This is a genomic window from Janthinobacterium sp. SUN206 (assembly GCF_030587305.1).
Lineage (GTDB): Bacteria > Pseudomonadota > Gammaproteobacteria > Burkholderiales > Burkholderiaceae_D > Janthinobacterium > Janthinobacterium kumbetense.
Genome location: NZ_JAPWIB010000005.1, coordinates 273,906 through 291,638 on the forward strand (window position 1 = coordinate 273,906; position 17,733 = coordinate 291,638).

The 17,733-nt window shown below is 62.4% G+C and carries 19 protein-coding genes; 10 read left to right on the top strand and 9 right to left on the bottom strand.

The annotated features are described in order from the left end of the window. The first annotated feature begins 106 nt into the window (after nt 1-106). Nucleotides 107-736: a DUF5610 domain-containing protein gene (locus O3300_RS24490; RefSeq protein ID WP_257218719.1), complete on the top strand. Its 630-nt coding sequence runs from the start codon at nt 107-109 to the stop codon at nt 734-736. A gap of 1 nt (nt 737) precedes the next feature. On the opposite strand, the gene O3300_RS24495 is transcribed toward O3300_RS24490, so the two are convergent. The 5 genes from O3300_RS24495 to O3300_RS24515 all read right to left on the bottom strand — a co-directional run bounded on the left by O3300_RS24495 (nt 738) and on the right by O3300_RS24515 (nt 5,636). Continuing rightward, nucleotides 738-1,703 (bottom strand): GGDEF domain-containing protein, encoded by a 966-nt coding sequence (locus tag O3300_RS24495; protein ID WP_099389628.1) that lies wholly within the window; start codon nt 1,701-1,703, stop codon nt 738-740. 258 nt (nt 1,704-1,961) lie between these two features. Then, the gene (locus tag O3300_RS24500) at nt 1,962-2,339 is read right to left on the bottom strand and encodes an HPF/RaiA family ribosome-associated protein (protein ID WP_034781728.1); all 378 of its coding nucleotides are present in this window, start codon (nt 2,337-2,339) and stop codon (nt 1,962-1,964) included. Between the two features lie 224 nt (nt 2,340-2,563). After that, entirely contained in the window at nt 2,564-3,229 is a 666-nt protein-coding gene (locus O3300_RS24505; RefSeq protein WP_099665226.1) for a DUF1345 domain-containing protein, read from the bottom strand. A gap of 38 nt (nt 3,230-3,267) precedes the next feature. Next, nucleotides 3,268-4,539, bottom strand: a complete 1,272-nt coding sequence (locus O3300_RS24510) for an MFS transporter (protein WP_305054376.1) — start codon at nt 4,537-4,539, stop codon at nt 3,268-3,270. 71 nt (nt 4,540-4,610) lie between these two features. Then, nucleotides 4,611-5,636 carry a CDP-6-deoxy-delta-3,4-glucoseen reductase gene (locus O3300_RS24515; protein ID WP_251349880.1) on the bottom strand — a complete coding sequence of 342 codons (1,026 nt, stop codon included), beginning with the start codon at nt 5,634-5,636 and terminating at the stop codon, nt 4,611-4,613. A gap of 12 nt (nt 5,637-5,648) precedes the next feature. Here O3300_RS24515 and O3300_RS24520 point away from each other — a divergent pair, with 12 nt between their 5' ends. From O3300_RS24520 to O3300_RS24535, 4 genes are all read left to right on the top strand, one after another. Further along, nucleotides 5,649-6,566 (top strand): SDR family oxidoreductase, encoded by a 918-nt coding sequence (locus O3300_RS24520; protein ID WP_099665223.1) that lies wholly within the window; start codon nt 5,649-5,651, stop codon nt 6,564-6,566. Between the two features lie 83 nt (nt 6,567-6,649). Further along, nucleotides 6,650-6,910 carry a hypothetical protein gene (locus tag O3300_RS24525; protein ID WP_034759943.1) on the top strand — a complete coding sequence of 87 codons (261 nt, stop codon included), beginning with the start codon at nt 6,650-6,652 and terminating at the stop codon, nt 6,908-6,910. Nucleotides 6,911-7,100: 190 nt separating this feature from the next. After that, nucleotides 7,101-7,370, top strand: coding sequence for a hypothetical protein (locus tag O3300_RS24530; RefSeq protein WP_077400508.1), 270 nt, complete (start codon nt 7,101-7,103; stop codon nt 7,368-7,370). 242 nt (nt 7,371-7,612) lie between these two features. Beyond that, nucleotides 7,613-7,852, top strand: coding sequence for a hypothetical protein (locus O3300_RS24535; protein WP_029496207.1), 240 nt, complete (start codon nt 7,613-7,615; stop codon nt 7,850-7,852). An 87-nt stretch (nt 7,853-7,939) separates the two neighbouring features. Here the strand turns inward: O3300_RS24535 and O3300_RS24540 are convergent, their stop codons facing one another. The 3 genes from O3300_RS24540 to O3300_RS24550 all read right to left on the bottom strand — a co-directional run bounded on the left by O3300_RS24540 (nt 7,940) and on the right by O3300_RS24550 (nt 12,673). After that, nucleotides 7,940-8,656: a hypothetical protein gene (locus tag O3300_RS24540; protein ID WP_099665221.1), complete on the bottom strand. Its 717-nt coding sequence runs from the start codon at nt 8,654-8,656 to the stop codon at nt 7,940-7,942. 189 nt (nt 8,657-8,845) lie between these two features. Then, entirely contained in the window at nt 8,846-10,705 is a 1,860-nt protein-coding gene (locus tag O3300_RS24545; protein ID WP_257218718.1) for a CHASE domain-containing protein, read from the bottom strand. Between the two features lie 201 nt (nt 10,706-10,906). Then, the gene (locus O3300_RS24550; protein ID WP_305054377.1) at nt 10,907-12,673 is read right to left on the bottom strand and encodes a glutamine--tRNA ligase/YqeY domain fusion protein; all 1,767 of its coding nucleotides are present in this window, start codon (nt 12,671-12,673) and stop codon (nt 10,907-10,909) included. 161 nt (nt 12,674-12,834) lie between these two features. On the opposite strand from O3300_RS24550, the gene O3300_RS24555 reads away from it, so the two are divergent. From O3300_RS24555 to O3300_RS24570, 4 genes are all read left to right on the top strand, one after another. Further along, nucleotides 12,835-13,128: a DnaJ domain-containing protein gene (locus O3300_RS24555; RefSeq protein ID WP_010395442.1), complete on the top strand. Its 294-nt coding sequence runs from the start codon at nt 12,835-12,837 to the stop codon at nt 13,126-13,128. Nucleotides 13,129-13,223: 95 nt separating this feature from the next. Then, entirely contained in the window at nt 13,224-13,736 is a 513-nt protein-coding gene (locus tag O3300_RS24560; protein WP_034781751.1) for a hypothetical protein, read from the top strand. Continuing rightward, nucleotides 13,726-14,526 carry a hypothetical protein gene (locus O3300_RS24565; protein ID WP_034781755.1) on the top strand — a complete coding sequence of 267 codons (801 nt, stop codon included), beginning with the start codon at nt 13,726-13,728 and terminating at the stop codon, nt 14,524-14,526. The genes O3300_RS24560 and O3300_RS24565 overlap by 11 nt, the downstream gene beginning before the upstream one ends. 19 nt (nt 14,527-14,545) lie before the next feature. Then, nucleotides 14,546-15,418: a hypothetical protein gene (locus O3300_RS24570; protein ID WP_077400518.1), complete on the top strand. Its 873-nt coding sequence runs from the start codon at nt 14,546-14,548 to the stop codon at nt 15,416-15,418. A 28-nt stretch (nt 15,419-15,446) separates the two neighbouring features. Here O3300_RS24570 and O3300_RS24575 read toward each other — a convergent pair whose 3' ends face one another. Next, nucleotides 15,447-16,349: a LysR family transcriptional regulator gene (locus O3300_RS24575; protein WP_077400521.1), complete on the bottom strand. Its 903-nt coding sequence runs from the start codon at nt 16,347-16,349 to the stop codon at nt 15,447-15,449. Nucleotides 16,350-16,456: 107 nt separating this feature from the next. On the opposite strand from O3300_RS24575, the gene O3300_RS24580 reads away from it, so the two are divergent. Then, entirely contained in the window at nt 16,457-17,731 is a 1,275-nt protein-coding gene (locus tag O3300_RS24580) for an MFS transporter (RefSeq protein WP_305054378.1), read from the top strand. Nucleotides 17,732-17,733 lie beyond the last annotated feature (2 nt).

A 17,733-nucleotide genomic window follows, 5' to 3' on the forward strand; every position in this document is an offset into this window, starting at 1 on the left:
GGCCGCTGCTACAGTTTTCTGAAAACCTGCCGATACTACACGAGAGGATGGTCATCATCGCGTTTCCCGCATGGTGGCATACATTGCCCGTTCAAGGAGGTCTATCGTGTCAATTCCCATCGCCGCAAGCGGCAATTCCACCCCTTCCGTGACTTCCGTCAGTACGGGCGTTGCCGGCAAGGACGATAAAGTCCAGCAAAAGGACGGCGTCAACGCTGAAATGAGCGTGAATGACCGCACCAAGCTGCAATTGAACGCTTCCATCATGCAGGCGTCGCTGAACGTGTCGATCGGTTCCGAGAACGAACCGCTGGCGCTGCTGTACAAGACGGCCATCACCAACATCAATGAAGCGCTGAAGGGTCAGTACGGCGAGGATGCGATCCAGAACGCGGCTTCGCAGGATAACAGCGCCGAAGCGACGGCGAACCGCATTGTATCGCTGTCGACGGGATTTTTTGATGCTTTCAAGAAACAGAATCCCGGCCTGGACGACGATACGGCCTTGACCAAGTTCATGGACACCATCAGCGGCGGCATGGAAAAAGGCTTCAAGGAAGCGCGCGACATCCTGGGCGGCTTGAAAGTGCTGAATGGCGACATCGCCGGCAATATCGACAAGACGTACGAGCTGGTGCAAAAGGGCTATGCCGACTTCATCGCCGCGCACAGCAGCAAGAAGGATGATGCCGCCAAGCCGGATGCTGGCAAGCCGGCCGACAGCAAGGCTGCCTGAACTACAGCATGACCCTGTTGCGGCCCGATGCTTTGGCGCGATAGAGCGCCGCGTCGGCTGCGGCGATCAGCGCATGGTCGTCCTGTTCGGCCGCCAGGCTGGCCACGCCGAAGGAACCCGTGATGTGCGGCAAGGCGCTGCGCATGTCGGCGAAGATGACGGCGAGCTGCATGCGCTCGCACAAGCGCTCGGCCACCCGCAAGGCCACGTGTTCGTTGGTATCGGGCAAGATCACCATCATTTCCTCGCCACCGTAGCGCACGGCAAAATCCGTGGGCCGCAGGGCGGCGCCCAGCACTTGCGCGGCGATGCGCAGTGCCTGGTCGCCCGCCTGGTGGCCGTGCGTGTCGTTGAAGCGCTTGAAATGGTCGAGGTCTATCATCACCAGCGACAGCGGCGAGCCGCTGGCGTGGGCCGTGACGATCATGTTGGGCAGTAAATCCGTCAGCCAGGCGCGGTTGTACAAGCCCGTCAGGCTGTCGACCATCGACAGCTGGCGGTAGAATTCGCCCAGTTTTTGGCGCCGGCGCAGCAGGGCATTGGCGGCGCGGATGCGGAAGGACAGCAGCCGCAGCAGGTTGCGCGCCAGGCCGTTCGACTGTTCGATCAATTCCCAGACGATGGCCGCGTCGATCACCAGCAAATCGGTTTCTTCCAGGGCGGAAATGGCGGCCAGGTTGCTCGCTTCATCGAGCACCGATTGTTCGCCCACGCTTTCGCCGGGCAAGACCTTGCTGACGGTGCCGTCATCCATGCCCGTGTGGGTGTCGGCGGCCACGGCCAGCGAGCCGCGCAGGACGATGTACAGGCTGGCGCCTTGCGTGTCGGCAATGGCTTCGCCCGCTTCCAGGCGCATCACGGGGCAGGGCGCTAGCATGGCGGCCGTCTGGCTATCCGCCCCATCGCGAAATAGCTGTAAATCGCCGATGTTGCAGCCTGAAGCGCCGAAGTTGCCGATCTGTTCCACAATCACACTTTCAAAAAGCCGGCGCGCGAGCAGGGGGCCGGTAGCTTCATGATAGCGTAAAGCGGCCTTGGCTGTAACGCCAAAGGCTTGCTTGAGGTCACTTACTGTGAGAAATACGACAATTATTTCATTGCCGCGTCAATACACAGGAATGCTTGCGGTTTTGCTATGGATGTTGCCGCGCGCGAAAGGCGGGCCGGATGTGCAAAGGCAGCCTTGAACGGCTGCCTCAGTCTCTGGAAATCCTGCGGGTGGGGATTACTCGGCGGTTTCTTCCGCTTCGGCCGTATCGATCACGGCATTCTTGCCGGTGGCGTGGCGCTTGCTGTCTTGCAGGCGGCCCAGGGCGCTATCGATGGCGCGTTTCAGTTTATCGGTGGCGCCGGCAACGGATTGATGCACGGTGGCGTTCTGTTCGGTCACGGCGATCGGTTGATAGCCAGCAACGCGTGCTTCCATGACGCAGCGGATATCGTCGGCGCCGCCTTTCGGGCCATTCGTGTCGCTGATGTGGACTTCGATGCGGGTCAGGTTGTCGCGGAAGCGGTTCAGTGCGCTTTCAAGTACGGATTGCACATGTTCGTTCAGTCCAGCGGTGTTGGCGATGGTGCTGTCGGTATGAATATTGATTTGCATATGCTTACTCCTGTCAATTCAAAAAAAACCCATCTCAGGCGCCTTGCATGGCAGTGGTCAAACCCGCTGCCAGGGCGCGTCGGCGCCTGGTTCTTGCCTCATGCACTTGATCCCTGTGCATGACTTATCTTACTCCTCTTTCCAGTATTTCAAGAGGGTGCGCACGATTAAGATGAGCTTAACCCTTCAGCCAGGTCAAGTTTCCACTACGAAATTATTTACCCTCAGCCATTGATGAGGCCGGCCGCGATATTGATCGACAGTCCCAGCACGACCAGGTTGAAGAAAAAGCTCAGCACGGATTGTCCCAGCACGATTTGCCGCATCATGCGCGTCTGCACGGAAACGTCCGACGTTTGCACGGCGACGGCGATGGTGAAGGCGAAATACAGGAAATCCCAGTAATCGGGGCTTTGCTCGTCGTCGGGAAACTTCAGGGGGCGCAGCGCGGGATCGGCCTGGTAGTACAGGTGGGCATAGTGAAAGCAGAACAGGGTGCCGACGAGGAACCAGGAGCCGACCAGGGTGAGTATCGTCAGGCCGTAATGCAGCGCGCGCTCGTCCGGCGCCATGTCTTTCATCGAGGACAGCTGCGAAACGATGGCTACCAGGCTCATCACGGATGCGACGGACAGGGCCGACAGGACGGTTGCCGCCCGCTCATCCTGGCGCGCCGCCATGGCTTTGACCTTGTGGTGGTTGGCGCGCATCATCATCCAGGCCATCGTTGCCAGGTAGAACCAGACGGCGACATTCCACGCCGTCAGCAGGCGCGTCATCTGTTGCCAGGATGCGGGCAGCAGCAGGCCGGCCGCCACGCCGATGGCCGTGGCCATGCTCAGGTGGGGGCGGCTGCGGATGAAGCCGTGGAATGGAAGCGTGATTTTCATGGTGCGGATTCGTCAGTGAGGATAGCGCATCTTAGACCTTATGCGCTCGCCGCGGTGGCCGTCCTGGCGGCCGCTTCCTTCTCGTGGTGGGGGAAGCGGTCCATGCGCGACAGTACGGGGAACAGCACGGCCCAGATACCCGTCACGGCCAGGGTGGCGGCGCCGCCGAAGAGCACGGCGCGCACGAGGCCGAACCAGCCGGCCGTCAAGCCCGATTCGAATTCGCCCAGCTCGTTCGAGGCGCCGATGAAGACGGCGTTCACGGCGCTGACCCGGCCGCGGATCTCGTCCGGCGTCTCGAACTGCACCAGCAGGTGGCGGATGTAGACGCTGACCATGTCGCCGGCGCCCATCAGGAACAGCGCCGCCAGGGCCAGCGGGAAATAGCTGGTGCTGCCCAGCACCAGGGTGCCCAGGCCGAAGACGGCCACGCCGCCGAACATCCACGCGCCCACGCGGCGCGTGATGGGAAACATGGCCAGCGCGATCGAGCACAGGGCGGCGCCGGCGCCCGGCGCCGTGCGCAGCAAGCCCAGGCCGCTGGGTCCGGCATGCAGCACGTCATGCGCGAGCGCCGGCAGCAGGGCCGTGGCGCCGCCGAACAGCACGGCAAACAGGTCGAGCGAAATGGCGCCCAGCACGATGGGCTTCGACCAGACGAAGCGCAAGCCTTCGAGCAGGGTATGCCAGCTGACGGGTTCGCGTTTCACCACTTGCGGCGCCGGGGTGGTGGCGCGCATCAGCAGGACGGACACGACCAGCAGCGCGGACGAGATCAGATACACGACCTTGGGGCCGAAGTAGTACAGCAAGCCGCCCAAAGTCGGCCCCAGGATGATGGCCACGTGGGAACTGGATGAACTGAGCGCGACGGCGCGGCTGAAGTGTTGCGTGGGCACCATGTTGACCAGCACGGCTTGCGTGGCCGGCATCATGAAGGCGCGCGCGCTGCCGAACAGCACCAGCACGGCAAACACGGGCCAGACGATGGAAATATTGCTTAACGTAAACGCCAGCAGGGCCAGCGCGCACGCCAGTTGCGCCGCCAGGCACCACGCGATGATATTGCGGCGGTTGTAGCGGTCGGCCACGTGGCCGGCCGGCAAGATGAGCACGAGGAAGGGGGCGAATTGCGCCAGGCCGATCAGGCCCAGGTCGAACAGGCTGCCCGTGATCTGGTACACCTGCCAGCCGATGGCCACGCTTTGCATCTGCACGGCCACCGTGCCCAGCACGCGGGCGGAAAGATAACAGGCGAAGTTGCGGTGACGCAGGATACTGAAGCCGTTGCCGGCAGAGGCGAGAGACATGAAATTTCCAGGAAACAGCGGGGTGGAGCGGCAGCGGATGCCGCGCCAGCAGCACCCCGTTGTCTGGATGCTTACTTGGCCAGGTCGGCTTCCGTGGTGAAGGCGTCCGCGTAAAACTCGTCGGCCGGCAATTGACACAATTGCACGAAATCGCGGTTGGCCGACTCGACGACGATCGGTGCGCCGCAGGCATACACCTGATATGCGGACATGTCGGGCAAGTCCGCGATGACGGCCTGGTGCACGAAGCCCGTGCGGCCTTGCCACGCGTCTTCCGGCAGGGCGTCCGACACGACGGGCACATAGGTGAACTGCGGCAAGTCGGCGGCCCACTGGCGGCACAGGGCGTCCATGTACAGGTCGTGCGGACGGCGGCCGCCCCAGTACAGGGTGATCGGACGCGGCGACTGCTCGTTGATCATGTGCTCGACGATGGCTTTCAAGGGGGCAAAGCCCGTGCCCGAGGCCAGCAGCACGACGGGCTTGTCGGAATCTTCGCGCAGGAAGAAGGTGCCCATCGGGCCTTCGAAGCGCAGGATGTCGCGCTCCTTCATGCTGCCGAACACCTGGTCGGTGAACAGGCCGCCCGGCATGTGGCGGACGTGCAGGCTCACGGGGCCGCCTTCGACGGGTGCGCTGGCCATGCTGTAGCTGCGGCGTTTGTTGTCGCGCAGCATGATTTCGATATACTGTCCGGCGCGGTAGTGCAGGCGCTCGCTGGCTGGCAATTGCAGGGTCAGCACGACGACGTCGGGCGCGACTTTTTCGATGGTGGTCACGCGCGACGGCATTTTCTTGATCGGGTAGTCGCTGCTGCCCGCCACTTCGCGCGCCTGCACCACCAGGTCGCCCTGAGGCACGGCGCAGCACAGCAGCGAGTAGCCGGCCGCCGCTTCATCTTCCGTCAGGGAGCGGGCCTGGTATGGCTTATGCTGTACGCTGCCGGACACGATCTTGCCCTTGCAGGAGCTGCAGGCGCCGCTTTTGCAGCTGTACGGCAGGCCGACGCCGGCGCGTATCGCCGCCGACAGGACGGTTTCGTCCGCTTCGCAGCTGAATTGGTGGCCGCTGGGCTGAACAGTAATTTGAAAAGTCATACAATCCTTGAGATGAAAAATATGTTAATGCACTCTTTGCGCAAGCCGTCAGGCTTGCCGCGCTTGCTGATCCTGGGCTGCGGCGACGTCGGCATGCGGCTGCTGCCCCTGCTGCGCGCGCGCTTTCGCGTCTTTGCCGTCACCAGCCAGCCAGCGCGCTGCGCGCAGTTGCGGGCGGCCGGCGCCGTGCCCATCGTGGCCAACCTCGACGAGCGCGCCAGCCTGAAACGGCTGGCGGGACTGGCGACGATGGTCGTGCACCTGGCGCCGCCCATGTCGTCGGGCTTGCTGGACCGGCGCACGCGCAATCTGGTCGCCATTTTACCCGAGCATGCACGCATGGTGTATGTGAGCACCAGCGGCGTGTATGGCGATTGCGGCGGCGCCTGGGTCGATGAGACGCGGCCGACGGCGCCGGCGAATGCGCGCGCGAAGCGGCGCGTGGACGCCGAACAGGTCTTGCGCGGCTGGGGCGCGCGCCGCGGCGCCAGCGTGGCCATCCTGCGCGTGCCGGGCATTTATGCGCAAGACCGCCTGCCGCTGAAGCGCTTGCGCGAAGGCACGCCAGCCCTGGAAGCCAGCGACGATGTGTACACCAACCATATCCATGCCGATGACCTGGCGCGCGTCATCGAGCGGGCCCTGTGGCGGGGCAAGCCGGGACGCGTGTATCACGCCAGCGATGACAGTGAACTCAGGATGGCCGAGTATTTCGATGCCGTGGCCGATACGTTTGGCTTGCCGCGCCCGCCGCGCCTGCCGCGGGCCGAGCTGCGGCAAGTGGTCACGCCGATGCTGCTGTCGTTCATGTCCGAATCGCGCCGCCTGCACAATACCCGCCTCAAGCGCGAGCTGGGCGTGCGCCTGCGCTACGCGCGCGTGGCCGATGCCTTGCAGGCGATGGCAGCCGATGGCGCCGGCATCGGGTAAAATGGCCGGTTATCTGCGCACTTTGCTGGGCCGGCGCGCAGCGCGCCGTTCCCGCGCTGCGCCACTCACTTAAGGACTACAGCATGAGCACCCTCACTTACGAAGAATACCTGGACGAGGTCACCACCGTCCTGACGGAACTGTACGACCTCGACGACGAGGCCGCCATCAAGCTCGTCGTGGCCGCGCAGGACGCCGAATTTTTTGTCCCGCACGATGCGCATGAGGAAATGCGTACCGTCGAACAAGCCAAGAAAGATGCGGTCACCTTGTTCGAGCGCAAGCAGAATCGCCAGCAAACGCAGGAAAAGCAGCAGCAGCGCGTGCGCCAGCAAAAGAAATAGGAATGTGGGCCTGGCCGCTGGGGCCATGGCGCAGTACGGGTCTCGGCGCAACACCGGGGCCGTGACCTTTGACGCAGCGCAAACGCGTCATGGCGCGCTGGCGATATGGTGAGCAATGTCGTCACGCGTCTGGGCTCTTGTGGCGGGCTCTGCATAGCGTGACGCTGTTTCCCGTCAGCAGGAGCGAGCCATGCGAGCTACGAGTCACCCCAGCAAGGAACAGGTACGCGCTTACATGCGCCGTCGCGAACGTGCGCTGCAGCCGCCGCCGCCGCCCGATGAAATCCGCCGGCAACTGGCCTGGTGCCGCGTGGATGCCGTTTCGGGCACGTGCCCGCTTGCCACCCCGGCCGGCGTGGCCGCGCAAGGCTGGCATCTATCTGCCGAAATGGCGCGCCTGAGCGCCCTCATGGCCATAGCTTGGCTCATGCATAGCGGTGTTGCTCATCGTAAAAATTGATGACTTGCAGCAAATTTTTCCAATTTGAGTTATCCTCTAGCACATTCCAAGTGCGTCAATTCTCTTCAATTATCACAATTTTGCGTTAAGTTACGCAAAAATCAACAATAGCGTGTATTATATTGTTTGCGGCGTAAAAGCCGCATAAGTGATGGCGCTTTTTAGTGTGTTTACCCTGAATTATTGCAGAAGAGACATTCGGTTTCTTTTTGCTCTAATACAACAAGTACGGATTTTCGATCATGTCTCTCAAACAAATTACCTCTTTGCCTACCTACAACCCGAATCGCGTCCTCGATGCGATCATCGACAAGCTGCAACTGAAAAACGATGCCGCCTTGTCGCGAGCCCTGGAAGTGGCGCCACCGGTCATCAGCAAGATTCGTCACAATACCTTGCCGATCGGCGCCACGATCCTCATCCGCATGCATGAAATCAGCGATTTCAGCATTCGTGAACTGCGCGAGTTGATGGCTGCCTAAGAGCGCCTGACAGACGGCAAACTGAGAGGTGCCGTCTGGGTACGTCAGGCTTGCCGCGTGCGGCAGCCACATCTGTTTTCCGCTTTTCTATTGCGGGTCGCGGTTCAGCACTGGACGATCGACATAGAAGCGCCCCATTTCCAGGCCAGTCGAGGACGACTTGACCACCGCTGCGGCCAGTGAGGCAGGGGCGCTGGAAAATGCGGTGTTGGCAGCCCCGGTCGCGCGGCCCGAATACGCCGTCGCCTGTACCGCCGCACTGGAAAACGCCGTTTGCACGGCCCGGCCCGAGTAAGCCGTCGCTTGCACCGCCGCACTGGAAAACGCCGTTTGCACGGCGCGGCCCGAGTAAGCCGTCTCCTGCACCGCACGTCCCGAATACGCCGCCTGTACGGCGCGCCCCGAATACGCCGTTTCAGCGCGGATATAGTCTTCCCCGAACGTTTGTTCATACAACTGCTTCATGCGCTCGCCCACGCGATGGTGCGCCGCTTCGTCGTCTTCGCCGCGCAAGCCGATGTAGGGGAAGTGATGGAGGAAGTAGCCGAACACCTGTTCGCAGTCGGCCGCATATTTCAGGGTGTCGAGGATGTGGTAGTGCCAGAAGGTATCGACGTCCATCAAGGGCGCCGTCTCTTCTTGCGGAAACTGTTTCATCAGGATCAGGAAGCGGCGGTATTCGAATTCCACCGCGTTGGCCTTCTCCAGACTCCATCCTTCGCCTGACTCCCGGTGCATCAGTTTGACCTTGATCGCGTCCAAATTCAAATCGGCAATAGCCTTGAAACTGTCGTTCGTATCCATGAATGTCCTTTGGTAAAGAGCGTTGTGGGAAATACGGTGAAACAAGGGAAAGCGGCGCGTGTGTACTCCTGGCAAGTAGTCAAGGAATGCCTTGCCCATGGCGGGCAGGCGCTAAGTTGTTCTACATCAATATTGCATCTTATTACGAAATATGCAAGCTGAGCTTGATTCATGCGGGGCGCGTGCCGGTCAGCCGCTGGCCCGGCTTTCTTCCTCGTAGGGAAACGCGGTGGCGTCCGCGCCCAGCGGCACGCTGACGTGCACGCTCATGCCGGCGCCGGGGCTGCTTTCGATGTAAAAAGTGCCACCTAGCAACTTGATGCGTTCTTCTATCCCCACCAGGCCAAACGAGCCGAGCTTGTTGCGCCCGTCGATGGCCGCGCCCACGCCGTTGTCGCTGACGCTCATCGACACCGTATCGCGGCATTTTTCCAGCTTGACCTGCACGCGGCTGGCATTCGCATGCTGGGAAATATTGCTGAGCGACTCTTGCAGGATGCGGAACAGGGCCGTCGCGCATTGGTCGCTGAGGCAAATGTCGTCATGGCTTTCGCTCACTTCGCAGGCGATGCCCGTGCGCTGGCGAAATTGCGCCACCTGCCATTCGACGGCCGCATTCACGCCCAGGTCCAGCACGGTAGGGCGCAAGTCGTTGATGATCTGCCGCACGCTCTTGATGGTGGCGTCGATCTGCTCCAGGGTCGAACGGGCGCGGGCGTTCAGGCGCGGGTGGCGGCGCTGCGTGCGCGAGGCCAGCATGTCGGCGTCGATGCGCAGGACCAGCAGATTCTGTCCCAGGTCGTCGTGAATTTCGCGCGCGATGCGCTTGCGCTCTTCTTCCTTGATCTGGTCGGCGTGCGCGGCCAGGCGGCGCAGTTTCTGGTGCGACAGTTGCAATCGGATCTGGCTGGCGCGCAACTCCTCCGTCATGCCCGTCGCCATCTGGATGGCGCGCCGGCGCGACGACGCCAGGGTGTGGAACAGCACGTACAGCAGCATGGTGCTGGCAAAGCCGATCAGCAGGGCCAGCCACGGCAGGAAGGCGTCGAAGCGGGAATACAGGTCGCTCTTGCGCACGCTGAACAGCGCTTGCCAGGCGCGGCCATTGTGCTCGATCAGCAGCGTGCTGCTCAGGTAGCGGCCCGAACTGCCGGGCTGCCACCATGGCGCATGCATGCCCGCCGCCGTGCTGTCGAAGATGGGGCGCATGTCGTGCGGCAATTGCAGCGGCACGTCCCGCTGTTGCAGCGCCTGCGGACCGATATCGAACAGGGTCAGGCGGACGTTGCGTACCGGCATGTCGGCCAGCGCGCTGCGCATCATCGTCACCAGGTCGTAGCCGATGCCGACGGAACCCTGGTAAGCCGCGCGCCTCTGCTCCACCGTCTCGACGGGCATGCCGAAGCGGTACACGGGCAGGCGCATGGCCATGCCCGTCAGCTGGGGACGGCCGTCCATCGGCACGGGCACGCCGGAATTGCTGATGTGGCCGGAATCGCGCGACTGCGCTAGCGCTTCGGCGATCTGCGGGCGCGAGGCGATGTCGTAGCCATACTTTTCCGGGGCGCTGGCGATCGGCTCGATGTATACGAGCACGGAATACTGGGCGCGCGGGCCGGGCGGGTGGATGGCAAACGCCGGATAGCCGTCGCGCCCGGGCGGATAGTCGCGCCGCATGGCCGCTTCATAAGCGGCGCGCTGCGTCTCGTCGAGTTCCTGGCTGTAATTGAGATTCATCACGCCCGGATAGTTCTGTTGCAGGGCGATGTTGGCCACGTAGCGGTGGAATTGCTCGCGGCTCACGTGTTCGTTGGCCTGGAACAGGCTGGCCGTGCCGCGCAGCAGGTTGGCATACGACTTGGTGCGCGATTCGATGTTTTTCTGGGTGTTGCGCGCCAGATTGTTGAATTGTTCGCTGGCATCGCTTTCGATCGACAGCGAAGCGGCCATGTAGAACAGCAGGCCCACCATCGTCGACACGACAAAGCCGAACAGCCACAGCGGTCTTTTTTCAGCAGCTAAGGGGTGTTCGCCGGCAGTAGAAGACATCGCCATCCGCATCAGGAAGAGGAATCGGGTGCCGCCTGTGTGGTGGTGGCTGTACTCAGTTGCACAAGGACTATCGAAATTGCAAATTGCTCAATAGCTGCCTAATATACAAAACTATCGTGAATATAGTCAACAGGCAATATTTCTCTTTGAAACGAAAAAAAACCGCCGCAGCGGTTTTTTTCGTGTGCCGTCCAGCCCTTATTTGGCGGGCTGCCAGCTGTCTTTCAGGGTGACGATGCGGTTGAAGACGGGCTTGCCCGGCTGGCTGTCGACCCGGTCGGCCGCAAAATAGCCGTGGCGCTCGAACTGGAAGCGCTGTTCCGGCTGGGCCAGTTCCGCGCCCGGTTCCAGCCACGCTTGCACGACTTCCTTGGCCAGCGGATTCAAGGCCAGCTTGAAGTCCTTGCCGCCCGCGTCCGGCTGCGGGTCCGTAAACAGGCGGTCGTACAGGCGTACTTCGGCGGGAATGGCCGTCGGCGCGCTGACCCAGTGCATATTGCCCTTGACCTTGTAATTGGCGCTGCCTTCCGTGCCCGACTTGCTGTCCGGGAAGTAGGTGCAATGCACGGCGATGACCTTGCCGTCCGCATCCTTGTCGTAGCCCGTGCACTCGATCACGTAGCCGTAGCGCAAACGCACCTTGCTGCCCGGCTTGTCGTCGATCGGCGGATACAGGCGGAAATAGCCCTTGTTCGGCACTTCCATGAAGTCGTCTTCCTCGATCCACAGCTCGCGCGAGATGGGGAAGGTGCGCAAGCCGCGCTCCGGGAAGTGCGGGTGCACGGGCGCCGTGCATTCCACGCTGTCGTTTTCAGGGAAATTGTCGATGATCAGTTTCAACGGACGCAGCACGGCCACCGAACGGGGCGCCTTCGGGTCCAGGTCTTCGCGCAGGCAGCCTTCGAGCACGCTGTAGTCGATCCAGCCATCGGATTTCGTCACGCCCGTGCGTTCGCACATCAGTTGAATCGCTTCCGGCGTGTAGCCGCGGCGGCGCATGCCCACCAGGGTCGGCATGCGGGGGTCGTCCCAGCCGTCGACGATTTTTTCTTCCACCAGTTGGCGCAGCTTGCGCTTGCTGGTGACGATATAGGTCAGGTTCAGGCGCGAGAATTCGAACTGGTGCGGCACCGGTTGCTGGAAGAAGCCGCCGGCCGACAGGGTTTCCAGCAGCCAGTCGTAGAATGGGCGGTGGTCCTGGAATTCCAGGGTGCAGATCGAATGCGTGATGTTTTCCAGCGCGTCCGAGATCGGGTGCGTGTAGTCGTACATCGGATAGATGCACCAGGCGTCGCCCGTGCGGTGGTGGTGCGCATGGCGGATGCGGTAGATGGCCGGGTCGCGCAAGTTCATGTTCGGCGAACTCATGGCATCTTCGCTCATCTTCGCGCGCAGGATGTGTTCGCCATCCTTGAACTGGCCCGCCTTCATGGCGCGGAACAGGGCCAGCGATTCGTCGCGCGGACGGTCGCGGAACGGCGAATTCTTGCCTGCCTGGCCGAAATTGCCCCGGTTGGCGGCCATGTCTTCGGCGCTCTGGCTGTCCACATAGGCAAAGCCGGCCGTGATCAGGTATTCGGCCATCGCGTACAGCTGGTCGAAATAGTCGCTCGCGTAATGCAGGTGGCTCTGGCCATCGGCCTGCTTCGGTTCCCAGTCAAAGCCCAGCCATTTCACGCTGTCCATGATGGTGTCGACGTATTCCTGCTCTTCCTTCGCCGGATTGGTGTCGTCGAAACGCAGGTTGCACTGGCCGGCGTAGTCGCGCGCCAGGCCGAAGTTGACGCAGATCGACTTGGCGTGGCCCACGTGCAGGTAGCCGTTCGGCTCCGGCGGGAAACGCGTGATCACCTGGGGCAGGCCGGGACGCACATGGGCGCCGGCAGCCAGGTCGGCTTCGATGATGTTACGCAAGAAATTGGGCGCCAGCGCCGGCGCGGCGTTATTCGGTTTATCGTTGCTCATTGATCAATGCGGAAGAGTGACAGTAAAAAGCATTTTACCGTACCGCAAGCGCTTTATAAGCACGTATTTGCCCCCATTTCCCGGCATGCAAGCGACGCGGACGCCGTTCTATAGGATAATTCGCCTTTAATTAGTAGAAAAACGTGACCCCGGAGCCTTTTATGGAAAATTTATATAACGTCCTCGGTGTCGCGCCCAATGCCAGCGACGATGAAATCAAGAAGGTTTACCGCTCGCTGGCCATGCGCTTCCACCCCGACCGCAACCAGGCCCCCGGCGCCGAGGCGCGCTTCAAGAGCGTCACCAAGGCGTATGAGATCCTGGCCGACCCGGCCAAGCGCGCCGAATACGACCAGAGCGTGAACCACCGCATCATCATCGATCCGGAAGCGGAAGCCTATGCCCTGTGGTGCGGCGTGTTCCGCCTGCATGGCACGGTATTGCCTGCCGATTAACGGACGTAGCCAGCATCGGCCGGCCAGAATTACTTGAAAAACAACAACAACGGCGCTGTTCATCCAGCGCCGCGCATCACATTGGAAAGCACAGCATGAGAAGAGTACACCCTGAATTCGCGTATCAGTCGCGCGAGCTGGAAGGCCAGATCGAAGGCATCCTCGGCGACCCGCCGAACCGCAAGAACTACAAGAGCATGGTCGACGCGCTGGTGGGCGAATACGCGAGCGGCGGCGGCATCGAAGACGTGAACATGCTGGCCTTCGCGCTGGTCGACCACATCACCTTCAGCGACCCGAAGGGCTTGCTGGCCGAAAGCGAAGACTACGAATTCGGCGATACGGCCCGCGTGTTTTCCATGGCCGCGTGCGCCGCGCCGGAAGCGGCCAAGATGTACGCCGCCATCGAGGAAAGCTTCCCCGACCTGGCGCGCCAGGCCATCATCACGGCCTTCCTGCACAAGAATCCCCGCCTGTGGGACGACGACGACCAGTCGCTGGACCAGCTGGCCGCCAATGACGACGGCGACGACGAGCACGATGAAGACGAAGCGACCGACGATTTCGCCCAGATGTTTGACCAGGATGGAGATGACCATGGCCGATAATGACAAGCAAAATGCGGATCAAAAGAGCAATCTTCCCGCGCTGACGAAACAAGTCACGGAATTGGTGCTGTCCGGTTCGCTGGGCCACGCCGAGCAGGCGTTTGCCGACGCGGCCGACCAGTACGGCGATCTTGCCGTGGTGGAAGTGTTGAATGCCATCCCGCCGCAAGTGACGGCCCTGCACCTGGCCGGCTTCGACGGCGGCAAGATGTCGCTGGCGACCTTGCTGGTGCCGCCGAAAGCCTGGGCCGACAGCCTGGCCTTCATCGCTGCCACCTGGAGCGACGACCAGATCGAGGATGATCCGGAACGCATCGCCGAAGCCCTGTTCGCGCACATCCACGGCGTCGTGTTTTCCACCGACGACGCCGAGCGCCGCCGCGAGCTGCTGCTCGAAGCGTCCGCCACCGACTGGGGCGCCACGGCGTTCGCCATCCTGTTCTCGATGGCGCCGAAGGAAATCCTCGAAGTGGCGGGCGAGATCGTCATCAAGGGACCGTATGTGACGGGCGTGACCTCGTCCGACAACGACGTCGTGCCGCTGGCCATCGAGCTGGCGCAAGCGAATGAAGACGGCTGGGACCGCTCGCTGTTCGAACTGTTCCCCGACTTCCGCCACAGCGCCGACCTGGCCGACGCGGAATACTCGGACGACCCGGACGAAGAGCCGACCATGTTGCAGCGCAGTACCAAGGAATTGCTGTACCGCCTGCGCAAGCAAGTGCCGAGCACGCGCAGCGCGCCGCGTTCCAGCACGCGCCGCAGCCTGGGCACGGGCATTTTCTCGTAATGAAAGCAGGGAACGTCTAATGCTGCCAGCAATTGTTGTAGAGAATCTTCCGCGCCTGGTGCGCGCCATCAAACTGTTGCCGGGCGACCCGCGCGAAGACGCGGCCCTGAACCTGGCCGATGAATTGACGGGCATCACGGCCATGGTGGCCGAGAAGTTCACGAATGAACGCACGGCCGACGGCATCCAGAAAGCGCTGTATTTGACGGTGGGCGGCGTGTCCTTGGGCCTGGAGCAGGCCGTCACGCATGAAGGCGACCAGGCCGCGCTCGATTTCCTCGTCGAGCACGGCGCCGAGCACGCGTTCCAGGTGGGCTTTCGCCTGATCAAGGAATTGTCGCAGCTGCCGGAAGACGCCCTCGTCGGCGAATACGACCAGGATCCCGTCTACCTGCAGCGGCGCCTGCGCGAGCTGTTCATCGATATTTGCCAGGCCGACCCGAACCAGAACTGGGCCGGCTATGAAAAGTATGCGTTGCAGTTGCAACAGCGCAAGGAAGTGCAAGCCGTCGTGCGCCTGGCCGGCTGGCTGCGCCGCCACCACGACAATGGCCCCGTCAGCGACAGCGACTTGAATGCCGAGGGCGTCATCGCCCTGGCCATCATCTTCGCCATCGAAGGCGGCGGGCGCGTCATCGCGCGCACGGGGCAGAAGGAGTTCGAGCGCTTCGTGCGTTCCGTGCGCAAGAACAAGCCCGACTTCGAGGAAGGCTGGGCCGCCCTGGTGGCCAAGGTGCCCGTGCAGCATCACCCGGTGTTGCTCGACCGCATCGCTTCGTACCGCCGCAGCTGCACCGTCGTGCATAAAATCCTCACGCGGGCCAGCATGAAGAGCCTGTTCGAGGACCTGGAAAACTATGCGGGTTCGGAGCTGGACGCCGACTACTCGTAATGCAGTACGTGGGCCGGCGCCTGCCGGCCTACGCTCCCCCTTCCAGCGCCGCTTCCTCGGCCAGTTTCACGAATGCCGCCACCAGCGGCGACGTTTCTTCTTCCCTTTGCGCCAGTAACAGACTGGTCGTCGCCTGCGGGTCGTCGATGGGGCGGTAGCACACGCCATCCATGCGGATGCGGTCGAACGAGGCGGGCAGCACGGAAATGCCGCAGCCGGCCGCCACCAGACCGATGATGGTCGACGCCTCGCCCGCTTCCTGCGCCACTTGGGGCACGAAGCCGGCCGCCTTGCACAGGCGAAAGATCTGCGGATAAATCCCCGTGCCCGCATCCTTGGGATACATGACAAAACCTTCGCCCGCCATGTCGGCAATCGCGATGGCCTCCTTGGCCGCCAGCGCGTGGGCGACGGGCAGCACGAGGAACAGCGGGTCCTGGCGCAGTTGCGTCAGCTTGATATCGGAGGGGTACGTCGTTTCCGGCGGGCGCACGAAACCCAGGTCCATGGTCCGCCCCGAGATCGCTTCGAGTTGATGCAATGTCGCCATTTCGTGCAGGGTCAATGTGACGTGCGGAAAGAGCTGGCGGTAGCGGTTGATGACGGTGGCGAAATACGGCGTGAACGGCGTGGAAAAGGTAAAACCGATGCGCAATTCGCCCGCTTCGCCCCGCTGCGCCCGGCGTGCCGTCACGGCCGCCTGCTCCGACAGGGCCAGGATGCGCCGCGCATCGTCGAGGAACAGCGTGCCCGCCTGCGTCAGCCGCACGGAGCGCTTGTTGCGCTCGAACAACTGCGCGCCCAATTCCGCTTCCAGCGCCTGGATTTGCTGGCTCAGCGGCGGCTGGCCGATGTGCAGGCGCTCGGCCGCGCGCGTGAAGTGCAACTCCTCGGCGACGGCGACAAAATAACGCAGGTGGCGCAGTTCCATATTCGTCCAGTAATCGTTTTAAAGTATGAGTTGGGCCTTAAATATATATTGGACGATATGAGTTGGCAATCCTAAGATGAAGACTCGCTTCTTTCACGAACACGGCCATGTCTGATTCATCGCTCGCTTATGCCTCCGCCGTCACTCCGGCGCTTTCGCCTGCCGCTCCCGCTCCCCGCACGGCCATCGCCAAGGGTTCCATCGAATTCAAGCGCAGCAACCGCGCGCTGTTCTTCGGCGGCTTTTCCACCTTCAGCTTGCTGTACTGCATCCAGCCCCTGTTTCCGCTGCTGTCGCACCAGTTCCATCTGACGCCGGCGCAAAGCAGCTGGTCCCTGTCCGTGTCGAGCGGCTTGCTGGCCATCTCGCTGGTGCTGCTGAGCGCCGTGTCGGACAGGGTCGGGCGCAAGCCGCTGATGGTGGCGTCGATGTTTTCCGCCGCAATATTGACCATTTTGTCTGCGTTCGCGCAGGATTATGCGCAGTTGCTGGCCATCCGCGCCGCGCTGGGCGTGGCCTTGGGCGGCATGCCGGCTGTGGCCATGGCGTATCTGGGCGAGGAAATCGAAGGGCCGTCGCTGGGCCTGTCGATGGGACTGTATATCGCCGGCAGCGCGTTTGGCGGCATGTCGGGACGGCTGGTAGCGTCCATGCTCAGCGATTTCCTGTCGTGGCGCTGGGCCCTGGGCGTGCTGGGCGTGGCCGGCGTGCTGGCGGCGGCGGAATTCTGGCGCAGCCTGCCCGCGTCGAAGAACTTCGTGCCCAGCACCAAGGGCTGGAATGCCTTGCCGCATGCCATCAAGCAGCATTTTTCGGATAAGGGCTTGCCGTGGCTGTTCTGCCTGGCCTTCGTGCTGATGGGCTGTTTCGTCAGCCTGTATAACTACATCGGCTACCGTCTGCTGGCCGCGCCCTTCGGCTTGCGCCAGAGCACGGTCGGCTTGCTGGCCTTCTTGTATCTGATCGGCATCTTCAGTTCCGTCTGGGCCGGTCGCCTGGTGGACCGCCTGGGGCGCCGGGGCGTGCTGTGGATCATGCTGTCGGTGATGCTGTCCGGCATTGTATTGACCCTGTTCGACTCGCTGCCGCTGATCGTCATCGGCATGGCGCTGGCCACCTTCGGCTTCTTTGCCTCGCACTCGATCGCCAGCAGCTGGGTCAGCCGCCGCGCCCGCGCGCCGCAGGCGCTGGCCTCGGCCTTTTATTTGCTGTTCTATTACCTGGGTTCCAGCCTGATCGGGTCCGCCTCGGGCATGATGTGGGGCTTCGACGGCTGGACGGGCGTGGTCGTCATGCTGGGCCTGTGCCTGGGCGGCGGCGTGCTGATCGCCTTGCGCCTGCGCCATTTGCAGCCGCTGGGCGCGCGCGAAGCCGTCGGCTGAAC